The organism is Phenylobacterium sp., assembly GCF_036402295.1.
Classification (GTDB): domain Bacteria; phylum Pseudomonadota; class Alphaproteobacteria; order Caulobacterales; family Caulobacteraceae; genus Phenylobacterium.
Genome location: NZ_DASWTE010000006.1, coordinates 1 through 11,104 on the forward strand (window position 1 = coordinate 1; position 11,104 = coordinate 11,104).

The following is an 11,104-nucleotide window of genomic DNA, read 5'->3' on the forward strand; positions in this document are numbered from 1 at the left end:
CTGGCGCAAGCTGCCCAGGCCCCCGCCGCTGCCGGACGGGGTCGAGTTCCCGACCTTCGACGAGCTGAACGCCGACGCGGACGACGACGACGCCTCGCCGCCCGTCATCCACCGCGACACCGGCTGACGGCGCGCAGCGCCGATCTTGGAACCACGGAAAACACAGAAAGCACAGAAGGAACCCGGAGCTGCTCAGCTTCCCGGGGCGCCCTTCCGTGTTTTCTGTGTTTTCCGTGTTTCCCTTCTTCTTGCGCCTGCGGCCCGCTGGGACGAGGACCTTCGCCGCGGCATCCACGCCGACCGCCGCCTTTATCCTTGGCGGTTGCGCCAGAGGTTTCGTAAAGGGTCGCGGGTTCCCACCTGGGAACCCTGTTCCACCGCTTGACGAAAATGCAGACCCGATGCCGAGCCTGAACGAGATCCGGACCCACTTCCTGGACTTCTTCCAGCGGAACGACCACGCCGTGGTCGCCTCGGCTCCGCTCGTGCCGCAGAACGACCCGACGCTCTTGTTCGTCAACGCCGGCATGGTGCCGTTCAAGAACTACTTCACCGGCGCCGAGACCCCGCCCTGGCCGCGCGCGGCGTCGTCTCAGAAGTCGGTCCGCGCCGGCGGCAAGCACAACGACCTCGACAACGTCGGCTACACCGCGCGCCACCACACCTTCTTCGAGATGCTGGGGAATTTCTCCTTCGGCGACTACTTCAAGGAACGCGCGATCGTCCTCGCGTGGGAACTGCTGACGAAGGAGTTCAAGCTTCCGGCCGAGAAGCTGACCATCACCGTCTACCACACCGACGACGAGGCCTTCGATCTCTGGAAGAAGGTCGCGGGGCTGCCGGACCACAAGATCATCCGCATCCCGACCAGCGACAACTTCTGGTCCATGGGCGACACCGGGCCCTGCGGTCCGTGCTCGGAGATCTTCTACGACCACGGCGAGCACATCGCCGGTGGCCCGCCCGGCAGCCCGGACGAGGACGGCGACCGGTTCGTCGAGATCTGGAACCTCGTCTTCATGCAGTTCGAGCAGTTCGCCGACGGCCGGCGCGAGCCTCTGCCGAAGCCGTCGATCGACACCGGCGCGGGCCTGGAGCGCGTGGCGGCCGTCCTCCAGGGCGTGCACGACAACTACGACGTCGACCTGTTCCGCACGATCATCGCGGCCAGCCGCGAGCTGGTGGGGGGCGCCGGCGGCGCGTCGAACGGCCCGTCGCACCGGGTGATCGCCGACCACCTGCGCTCGACCAGCTTCCTGATCGCCGACGGCGTGATGCCGTCGAACGAGGGCCGCGGCTATGTGCTGCGCCGGATCATGCGCCGCGCCATGCGCCACGCGCACCTGCTGGGCGCCGAGGAGCCCTTGATGCACCGCCTGGCGCCGACGCTGGTGCAGGAGATGGGCGACGCCTATCCCGAGCTGAAGCGCGCCGAGGCGGCCATCGTCGATACCCTGCGCCAGGAGGAGGAGCGCTTCCGCGTCACGCTGGGCCGTGGCCTGGCGCTGCTGGACGAGGCGACGGCGGGCCTGGGCGAGGGCGACGTCCTGTCCGGCGAAACCGCCTTCCGTCTCTATGACACCTACGGCTTCCCGCTCGACCTCACCCAGGACGCGGTCCGCGCCAAGGGGCTGACCGTGAACCTCGATGAGTACGAGACGGCTATGGCCCGCCAGCGTGAGATGGCGCGCGGCGCCTGGAAAGGCTCGGGCCAGGTGGCCGCGGCCGCCGAGTGGTTCGCGATCCGTGACCGCCTGGGGCCGACGGTGTTCACCGGCTACGACGAGACCGAAGGCACGGGCGAGCTCCTGACCCTGGTCGAGGACGGCCGCGAGGTTGACGGGGCCACGACCGGCGCGAGCGTCCAGGCGCTGTTCGACCGCACGCCGTTCTACGCCGAGAGCGGCGGTCAGGCGGGCGACAAGGGCGAGATCGCCTGGGAAGGCGGCCGCGCGCGCGTCGCCGACGTCCAGAAACAGGCCGGCGACCTGCACGTCCACGACCTGGAGATCCTCGAAGGCGCGCTGACCCCGGGCGCCCGGGTGCAGCTCTCGGTCGACGCGGCGAACCGGGCGACCACGCGCTCGAACCACTCGGCCACCCACCTGCTGCACGCGGCGTTGCGCAACGTGCTGGGCCGCCACGTGACCCAGAAGGGCCAGATGGTGGATGGCGAGCGGATCCGCTTCGACTTCAGCCACGGCCAGCCGCTGACGCCAGACGAGATCGACCGCATCGAGGCCGAGGTGAACGCCGTGGTGCGCCAGAACCTGGCGGCCGACACCCGCCTGATGAAGCCGCAGGAGGCCATCGAGGCCGGCGCGATGGCGCTGTTCGGCGAAAAGTACGGCGACAGCGTGCGCGTGCTCACCCTGGGCCAGGCCCTGGGCGGGGACGGCGCCTACTCGGTCGAACTGTGCGGCGGCACGCACGTGGCGCGTACGGGCGACATCGCGCTCTTCAAGATCGTGTCCGAGCAGGGCATCGCCGCCGGCGTGCGCCGGATCGAGGCGCTGACGGGCGAAAGCGCGCGGCGCTGGCTGCTGGAGCAGGCGGCGGTCTCCCGCGGCCTGGCCGAGCAGTTCAAGGTGCCGGTCGCCGAGGTGGCGGCCCGCGTCGAGGGCCTCCAGGCCCAGGCTCGCAAGCTCGAGAAGGAACTCGCCGAGGCCAAGCGCCAGCTCGCCATGGGTGGGGGCGGCGGTGCGGCGGCGGGCCCGGAAGAGATCGGCGGGGTCAAGGTGCTGGCGCGCGTCATGGACGGCGTCGGCGGCAAGGACCTGCGGCCCATCGCCGAGGAGTTCAAGAAGCAGCTGCCCGACGGCGTCATCGCCCTGATCGGCACGGCCGACGGCAAGGCGGCGGCGACGGTGGCGGTCACCGGCTCGGCCCAGGGCCGCTTCAACGCCGCCGACCTCGCCAAGGCCGCGGTGCTGGCCATGGGCGGCCAGGGCGCCGGCGGACGCCCGGACTTCGCCCAGGGCGGCGCGCCCGACGCGACCAAGGCCGAGGAAGGCCTCGCGGCCGTGAGGGCCGCGCTGGCGGGCTAGCGGCTGTGGCGCGCCTGGCCCTCGTCGCGAGCCCATTCACGGGCCCCGCGGCGTGGCGGCCGGTCGCCGAGCGCCTGCCGGAGGCCGTCGCCATGGACTACGGCGGCGTCGACGGCGGCTACGAGGCGGTCGCCCGCCGGATCGCCGCGGCGATGGGCGAGGGCCCCTGGATCGCGGTCCTGCACAGCGGTGCCGGCGGTTTCGTTCCGGACCTGGCGGAGGTGGCGTCAGGGCTCGCCGGCCTGATCTTCGTGGACGCCGTGCGGCCGCATCCGGGGCGCAGCCTGCGTGACGTGGAGCCGGCCTTCGTCGCCCAGCTGGACGCGCGCGCCGAATCCGGCCGCCTGGCGCCGTGGAACCGCTGGTTTGATGAGGACCCGCTGCCGCGACTGCTGCCCGACGCGGCGGTGCGCGAGGCCTTTGGCGCGGACCTGCCCCGACCGGCGGTCGCCTTCCTCGACGCCGTCCCGGCGGCCTCGGACAGGTGGGAGCGGCTGCCCGCGGCCTACCTCCAGCTCAGCCGCCGCTACGCTCCGCAGGCCGACTGGGCCCAGTCGCGCGGCTGGCCGGTCGAGCGCGCCGACCTGCACCACCTGGCGATGGTCAGCCACCCAGCCGAGGTCGCGGCGGATCTCGTAACGCTCGCGTTCCAGGTGGCGTCCGACCGCTAGCAACTCGCCCGTGAGGTGAAGCTAGTTGTCTGGGTACGGCGGCTCATACATTTCCTAATTTAACTTAACTTTCTTTGATGCGCGGGCCGCCAGGGGCCTGTGTCGGGGGAACTCCAATGCGCAAGCTCTTCTCTGCGGCGGCGATGGCCGTCGCCATGCTCTCGGCGACCGCGGCGAACGCCGGCGCCATGCTGTTCGACTTCGACGACGCCAACTCGGCGGTCAACGTCGTCTCGAACACGCCCGATTTCTGTATCTTCGGCAGCTGCAAGCTCTCCGCCGACCTGCTGGACCCGTTCGCGAACGTGTCCATCCAGGAGGGCGCGTCGAAGACGTTCGACTTCGTGACCTTCTACGTGTCGAAGGGCTTCGGCTTTGACACCGATGCGCGCGTCGAGGCGATCCTGGCCTTCGTGACGCCCGACTCGGCGCCGGTGGGCACCGGCGGCACGGGCGCCTACCTGCGTCTGGGCGGCATCTTCACCCCCGGCGTCGTGGCCGGCTCGCTGGTCTGGGACAACCCCGTGCAACAGGTCACCCTGGCCAACGGCTCGCAGTTCACCGTGGCCTTCAGCAACCTGCACGGCGTGACCTTCGGCAACAGCGCCACCTCCAAGGTCACCATCACCGTCGACAGCATCGTGCCCGAGCCCGCGTCCTGGGCGCTGATGATCGGCGGCTTCGGCATGGCCGGGGCGACGCTGCGCATGCGGCGCGCACTCGCGGCGTAAGCCGCCCCCCCGGTTCGATGTGGACGGCCGGGGCTCGCCTCGGCCGTTTTCGTTGCGCAGTCAGCTTGCCGACGGGATCGCTAGCTGAAGATCCAGCCCGTCGGCAGGCTCGCGAGTTGGGTGTCGAGCAGCACCATCCGCGCGCCGCCGTCGACGCTGATCACGACGTCGAAGCCGGACTGCGCCACGCTGTAGGTCCCGATCGCATAGACCCGGTCGCCTTCGCTGGCGAAGAAGTCGGTGACCCGGTCCTCGCCGGCCTCGCCGAAGACGTGGAAGACGTCGGCGCCCGTCCCGCCCGTGAGGGTGTCGGAGCCGCGGTCGCCAGACAGCCAGTCATCGCCGGCGCCACCCAGCACGATGTCGTCGCCCTGACCGCCGCGCACCACGTCGCGACCGTCGCCGCCCGAGAGGTCGTCGTGGCCGAGGTTGCCAAGCACGAGGTCGTCGCCGGACTCGCCGTAGAGCTGGTCGTCGTCCTTGCCACCGACCACCCAGTCGTCGCCCAAGCCGCCGTACAACAGGTCGACGCCCATATTGCCATGCAGGTCGTCGTGGCCCGATCCGCCCTCGATCAGGTCGTCGCCATCCTCGCCGCGGATGAAGTCGTCGCCCTCTTCGCCGTAGAGATCGTCGGCGCCGCCGCCACCCCAGATGGCGTCGTGGCCGCCCATGCCGATCAGACGATCGTCGTAGCGATTGCCGACGAGGTCGTCGTCGCCGCGGAAGACATAGGCAAGCTCGCCCACGAGGTCGCCGCGGTCCACGTACCAGAGCTGGGTGGCCACCGAGATGCTCGCGTCGGACAGCGCGAAGACCTGCAGGCCGTCCACGTAGCGGTCCTGGTCGGTGATGACGCCCCCGACGAGCTCGCCGGTCCAGCTGTAGGTGAAGCCGTAGCCGAAGAAGTCCTCCTCGGCGTAGTCGCCGAACTCGTCCTCATAGGCGATGCTGTGGAACGACGAGCGCGTGTCGAAGACGTCGATCAGGTCACCGGCGGGGAAGAGGCCCCGCGCCATGTCGAAGCCCTGGTAGGGGCTGATTTCCAGAACGGCCAACGGTCGACCTCATGCTGTGACCATCCCTCGCCCTCAGGACCGCTCCCCGCGCCTGAACGCGCCATGAATGACGGATCGGCGCCTTCGGCTTGGCCGGCGAAGCGTTGCGCCGGCGCGGGCCGCGGCCTACGTGGTGGCGTAGACGCAGTACTTGTTGCCGACGGGATCGCGGAAGTAGGCGCCGTAGAACTCCGCGCCCTCGGGCGGCCGGAAGCCGGGCCCGCCCTCGTCCTTGCCGCCGGCGGCCAGCGCCGCGGCATGGGCCGCGCGGACCTGTTCCTGGTCGGTCGCCTTGAAGGCGATCATGATCCCGTTGCCGGCCCGCGGCGCCGCCCCGTCGTGCGGCTTGCAGATGCCGACGCACGGCGCGCCCTTGGGGCCGTAGAAGGCCCAGCCACCCTCGGGCTCGCCGCGCTCGTAGCCGATTGCGCCGAACACCTGGTCGAAGAAGGGCAGGGCGGCCTCCACGTCGTGGGCGCCGATGGTCACATATCCGATGGTCATGGAAGGCTCCTCGCTCGTCGCGGCCAACCTAGCCCAACTCACGAACAAAGCAAGAACATGAATTGACAGGGAGCCCGAGCGGGTGTCCGCTCGTTGAACGCCCGAGCATTCGACGGCTGGCCGTCGAGTGCTCAACCTGGCCTTAGGAAGACCATTCGTCGTTCCGAGTCTGAAACTTCTAGGCGACGAATGGTCTGGCTTCTGAGAGGTCCGATATGGATGACCGCAGTCACTTCGGCGACCAAACCCAGGACGTCGTCGACCACGAGCGCACCTACCACGCGTTCAGCGTTCTTGTTCGCTGGTCCATGCTGGCGATCGGCAACACGATCTTCTGGCTGACGCTGTGGTTCGCCTCGCCCGCAGGGTTCCTGGGCGCCACGGCGGCCGCGCTCGCCACCTTCGTGATCGGCTACATCATCCTCGTACGCCACGAGGAGAAGCAGCCGCTCAACGTCTGGACCGAGGGCCGCTAAAATCCCCTCCGCTCATCCCGGCGAATGCCGGGACCCAGATGGGATAGCAGTGAGACAGGTTCCAAGAACGCGAAGCTGATCACTCAGCCTCGCGCCATGGGATCTGGGTCCCGGCATTCGCCGGGATGAGCGGTGGTCAGGCGGCGACCAGCGCCTTCTCGAGGTTGGACGCCACCTTGTCGAGGAAGCCCTCGGTGGTGAGCCAGCCCTGGGTGTCGCCCACCAGCAGCGCCAGGTCCTTGGTCATCGAGCCGCTTTCGACCGTGGCCACGCAGACCTTCTCGAGGGTGTTGCAGAAGTGCTCGAGCTCGGCGTTGCCGTCGAGCTTGGCGCGGTGCTTCAGGCCCTGGGTCCAGGCGAAGATCGAGGCGATCGAGTTGGTCGACGTGCTCTCGCCCTTCTGATGCTGGCGGAAATGGCGCGTGACCGTGCCGTGCGCGGCCTCGGCTTCCATGATCTTGCCGTCCGGCGTGATCAGCACCGAGGTCATCAGGCCCAGCGAGCCGAAGCCCTGCGCGACCTGGTCGGACTGCACGTCGCCGTCGTAGTTCTTGCAAGCCCAGATGAAGTCGCCGTTCCACTTCAGCGACGAAGCCACCATGTCGTCGATCAGGCGGTGCTCGTACACCAGCCCCGCCGCCTTGAACTTCTCGGCGTACTCGGCTTGGTAGATCTCTTCGAAGATGTCCTTGAAGCGCCCGTCATAGGCCTTGAGGATTGTGTTCTTCGTCGAGAGGTACAGCGGATACTTCCGCGCCAGGGCGTAGTTGAAGCAGGCCTTGGCGAAGTCGCGGATCGAAGCCTCGACGTTGTACATCGTCATGGCGACGCCGGGGCCCTTGAAGTCGTAGACCTCGTGCTCGATCACCTTGCCGTCGTCGCCCTCGAACTTGACCGTGAGCTTGCCCGGACCGGGGACCACGAAGTCGGTGGCGCGGTACTGGTCGCCGAAGGCGTGGCGGCCGATGATGATCGGCTTGGTCCAGCCCGGGATCAGCCGCGGCACGTTCTTGCAGATGATCGGCTCGCGGAAGACCACGCCGTCGAGGATGTTGCGGATGGTGCCGTTCGGCGACTTCCACATCTTCTTGAGGTTGAATTCCTTCACCCGCGCCTCATCGGGCGTGATGGTCGCGCACTTGATGCCGACCCCGTGCTTCTTGATGGCGTTGGCCGCGTCGATCGTCACCTGGTCGTCGGTGGCGTCGCGATTCTCCATCCCGAGGTCGTAGTACTCGATCTGCAGGTCGAGGAAGGGATGGATCAACTTGTCCTTGATCAGCTTCCAGATGATGCGGGTCATCTCGTCCCCGTCGAGGTCTACGACGGGGTTGGCGACTTTGATCTTGGCCATGAGGGGCGGGCGCTCCGGGCGTAATGCGTTTCAGGCCGTATAGCCGCCGGAAACGCCGACGCAAAGGCTCCCCAGGGGAACTATCCAACGGCACGCACGCAAGCGGCCGCCACCTGGGCGATCACGCGGTCGCGACCGGTGTCATCCAGGGTCGCCCCGGAGAGGAACACCGCGAGCGCATACGAGCGCCTGTCGGCCAGGGTGAAGACGCCGACGTCGTTGTGGGCGGTGGAGAGACCCTGGTCGACGCCCGAGGTCCCCGGCCGGTGCGCGAGGAAGGCGTCGGCGGGCAGGCCGGCGCGAATCCGGCCGTTCCCGCGAGTCGTGCGGCCCATCAGCGCCAGGAGGCGGCGAGTCGAATCGGCGGAGAGCAGCTCCTGCCGGTCCAGCCGCTGCAGGAACTCCAGCATGCCGCGCGGCGTGGCGGTGTCGCGCGGGTCGGCCATGTAGCGACGCATGGCGGCCAGCCGGACCTGCGGCGGCACGGCGCCGCGCGCGGCGGCGAAGGCGACCGGGTCGCGCCAGGCAGGCCGGAACGGGGGCATGCCGTAGACGTCCGCCGCCAGTTCGCGCTCGTAGCGGTCGACCCGCACGCCCAGGATGCGGCGCGTGTTGAGCCAGGCGGTTACGACGCCCGGGCCGCCGATGCGCTTCATCAGGACGTCGGCGGCGGTGTTGTCGCTCTCGACCAGCACCGCTTCGAGCAGCGCCTGGATCGTGTAGTCGCGCCGGCCAGGCCAGGCGAGGGCGATGGGTGAGTGCTGCGGCGAGAGTTGCTCCTCGAGGATCGTGAGGGGCTCGGCGACGGCCAGCCGGTGCGCGTCGATCTCGGCGAACGCGACCGCGGCGAGCGGCAGCTTGAAGACGCTCTGCATGGGGAACGGCCGGTCGGCGTTGAACAGGAAGGCCTGGCCGCTCTCCAGGTTCATCAGGCCCACGCCCAGGACGCCAGGCCGGGCCGCGGCGGCGATACCGTCCACCGCGCGCTGCAGGCCGTCGATGTCCAGTTTCGGCGTCGTCGAGACGGTCACCGGCATGCGGGGCTCGCAGGCGCCGAGAAGGGCAGCGGACGCTGCCGACAGCACGGTGCGCCGGCTGAGGGTTGCCTTCGGCAGGCAGTGCTTCTCTAAACGCGGCATGTCCGAAGCTATCTCCCAGGCGCCTGTCATAATCCTGAACGCGCCACAGCTCGCCGAGAACATCGGCGCGGTCGCGCGGGTGATGGCCAACTTCGGACTTTCTGAACTCAGACTCGTGAACCCGCGGGACGGCTGGCCGCAGGAGCGCGCCTGGGCGCTGGCGTCGGGGGCCGAATGGCCGCTGAACGCCGCGCGGGTCTACGACACGGTGACCGAGGCGATCGCCGACCTGCAGACGGTGTTCGCCACCACGGCGCGGCCGCGGGAGCTCACCCTGCCGGTGCTGACGCCCCGGAGCGCGGCGGCCGAGCTGTCGGAGGCCTCTGCGCGCGGCGAACGCCTGGGCTTGCTGTTCGGCGGCGAGCGGGCGGGGCTGGAGACGAGCGACATCGCGCTCTGCCAGGCGGTGGTGACCATCCCGATCGATCCGCGCTTCCGGTCGCTGAACCTGGGCCAGGCGGTGGCGATCAACGCCTACGAGTGGCGGATGACCGTCACTGAGGCCGCGCCGCCCAACTTCCGGCCGGGGCCGGGCCCCGCCACCGGCGAGGCGATGCTGGGCCTCTACGAGCACCTCGAGCGCGAGCTGGACGCCGCCGGCTTCTTCCACCCGCCGGAGAAGACCCCGAACATGATCCAGAACCTGCGCTCGGCGCTGGGCAAGGCGCGCTTCACCGACCAGGAGGTGCGCACCCTGCGTGGCGTCGTCACGGCGCTCTCCCGCGGCCGCGGCAAGGTGCTGGAGAAGATCGCCAAGACGAAGGGCGAGGGCGCGTGAGCCTCGCCGGCCTGCTTGACGCGCTGCCGATCCCGATCGTGCAGGCGCCGATGGTTGGCGCCTCGCTGGACGACTTGGCCGTGGCGGTGAGCGAGGCCGGCGCCCTGGGCGGGCTGGCTGCGGGGACGCTGGCCCCGGCGGACATCGGGCCGATGGTGGCGTCGATCCGTGGGCGGACATCGGCGCCGTTCGTAGTCAACCTGCTGATGGCGCCGAAGGGCGACCCCGCGCCGGGCGAGGTGGACGCGGCGATCGCCCGGCTGACGCCCTGGTACGCCGAGCTGGGGCTTGCCCCGCCGGACCCGCCAAACCAGTTCGCCCCGGACTTCGAGGCGCAGCTGGACGCCCTGATCGCAGCTGCGCCACCGGCCGCGTCCTTCACGTTCAATGTGCTGACACCGGAGCAGGTGCGGGCGTTGCAGGCGGCCGGGACTTATGTGATCGGCACGGCAACGACCGTCACCGAGGCGCGCGCCTGGGCCGAGGCCGGGGCCAACGGGATCTGCGCGCAGGGGTTCGAGGCCGGTGGGCACCGCGGCCACTTCCTGGACGACGTCGACGATAGCCTTGTCGGCACGCTGGCGCTGGTGGCGACCATCCGCGCGGCGGTGGACCTGCCGGTGATCGCCGCGGGCGGCATCATGGACGGCCGCGGCGTGGCGGCGGCGCTGGCGTTGGGCGCGGCGGCGGCCCAGATGGGCACGGCGTTCCTGCTGGCGGACGAGGCGGTGACCTCGAAGCCCTGGCGGCGCGCAGTCACCGACGCCACGGACGACCCGACCCGGCTCACCCGGGCCTTCACCGGCCGCTACGCCCGCGGAATCGAGAACAGGTTCATGCGTCTGATGCATGGGGTGGAGCGCGAGGTTCCCGCCTATCCTGTCCAGAACAGGCTGACCCAGCCGCTGCGCGCGGCCGCCGCCCAGGCCGACGACCCGGAGCTGATCTCGCTGTGGGCCGGCCAGGCGGTCAGGCTCGCGCAGCCCGGCCGGGCGGCGGACATGGTCCGGCGGTGGTGGTCCGAGGCAGGTGAAGCCGCCGAGGCCGTCGCGGCGCGGACCCGGCGAGCACAGGAGCGTACGTGACGGATCTGAAGGCGGCGGCCAGGGCGGCCTACATCTACACCCTGCCGCTGATCGAGGTGGCGACGACCCGGCAGCGGGGGATGGCGCTGGGCCAGAAGATGGGCGCCTTCACCCACGTGCGGAACCTGGCGACGCCGAAGCACCGGGCGGTCACGACGCCCAACACCGACACGCTCTATTCGACCGCGCACATCGACCTGTCGGCGGGGCCGGTGACGATCACCTTGCCGGCCGCGGGCGACCGCTATCTCTCGCTGGCGC

The 11,104-nt window shown here is 69.8% G+C and carries 11 protein-coding genes; 7 read left to right on the forward strand and 4 right to left on the reverse strand.

Annotated features, from left to right (window positions below):
* Positions 1-401: 401 nt before the first annotated feature.
* The 3 genes from alaS to VGD44_RS00385 all read left to right on the forward strand — a co-directional run bounded on the left by alaS (position 402) and on the right by VGD44_RS00385 (position 4,449).
* Positions 402-3,047 carry an alanine--tRNA ligase gene (gene alaS, locus VGD44_RS00375; RefSeq protein WP_331082698.1) on the forward strand — a complete coding sequence of 882 codons (2,646 nt, stop codon included), beginning with the start codon at positions 402-404 and terminating at the stop codon, positions 3,045-3,047.
* Positions 3,048-3,052: 5 nt separating this feature from the next.
* Complete coding sequence (locus VGD44_RS00380; protein WP_331082700.1) at positions 3,053-3,718, forward strand: hypothetical protein; 666 nt, start codon at positions 3,053-3,055, stop codon at positions 3,716-3,718.
* Positions 3,719-3,834: 116 nt separating this feature from the next.
* The gene (locus VGD44_RS00385) at positions 3,835-4,449 is read left to right on the forward strand and encodes a PEPxxWA-CTERM sorting domain-containing protein (RefSeq protein WP_331082702.1); all 615 of its coding nucleotides are present in this window, start codon (positions 3,835-3,837) and stop codon (positions 4,447-4,449) included.
* Between the two features lie 80 nt (positions 4,450-4,529).
* Here VGD44_RS00385 and VGD44_RS00390 read toward each other — a convergent pair whose 3' ends face one another.
* Complete coding sequence (locus VGD44_RS00390; protein ID WP_331082704.1) at positions 4,530-5,507, reverse strand: calcium-binding protein; 978 nt, start codon at positions 5,505-5,507, stop codon at positions 4,530-4,532.
* A 126-nt stretch (positions 5,508-5,633) separates the two neighbouring features.
* Entirely contained in the window at positions 5,634-6,011 is a 378-nt protein-coding gene (locus VGD44_RS00395; RefSeq protein WP_331082706.1) for a VOC family protein, read from the reverse strand.
* A 215-nt stretch (positions 6,012-6,226) separates the two neighbouring features.
* Here VGD44_RS00395 and VGD44_RS00400 point away from each other — a divergent pair, with 215 nt between their 5' ends.
* A complete protein-coding gene (locus VGD44_RS00400) occupies positions 6,227-6,487 on the forward strand; it encodes a hypothetical protein (protein ID WP_331082708.1) in 261 nt (86 codons plus the stop codon).
* Positions 6,488-6,623: 136 nt separating this feature from the next.
* On the opposite strand, the gene VGD44_RS00405 is transcribed toward VGD44_RS00400, so the two are convergent.
* Positions 6,624-7,841 (reverse strand): NADP-dependent isocitrate dehydrogenase, encoded by a 1,218-nt coding sequence (locus VGD44_RS00405; protein ID WP_331082710.1) that lies wholly within the window; start codon positions 7,839-7,841, stop codon positions 6,624-6,626.
* Between the two features lie 80 nt (positions 7,842-7,921).
* Positions 7,922-8,980: a class A beta-lactamase gene (gene bla / locus VGD44_RS00410; protein WP_331082712.1), complete on the reverse strand. Its 1,059-nt coding sequence runs from the start codon at positions 8,978-8,980 to the stop codon at positions 7,922-7,924.
* Here bla and VGD44_RS00415 point away from each other — a divergent pair.
* The 3 genes from VGD44_RS00415 to VGD44_RS00425 form a co-directional block, all read left to right on the forward strand.
* A complete protein-coding gene (locus VGD44_RS00415) occupies positions 8,979-9,758 on the forward strand; it encodes an RNA methyltransferase (protein WP_331082714.1) in 780 nt (259 codons plus the stop codon). The two genes, bla and VGD44_RS00415, sit on opposite strands and share 2 nt — an antisense overlap.
* Positions 9,755-10,843 (forward strand): NAD(P)H-dependent flavin oxidoreductase, encoded by a 1,089-nt coding sequence (locus tag VGD44_RS00420; RefSeq protein ID WP_331082716.1) that lies wholly within the window; start codon positions 9,755-9,757, stop codon positions 10,841-10,843. The genes VGD44_RS00415 and VGD44_RS00420 overlap by 4 nt, the downstream gene beginning before the upstream one ends.
* On the forward strand, positions 10,840-11,104 hold a 265-nt coding region (locus VGD44_RS00425), incomplete at its 3' end, for a DUF1254 domain-containing protein (RefSeq protein ID WP_331082718.1). The genes VGD44_RS00420 and VGD44_RS00425, both read left to right, overlap by 4 nt.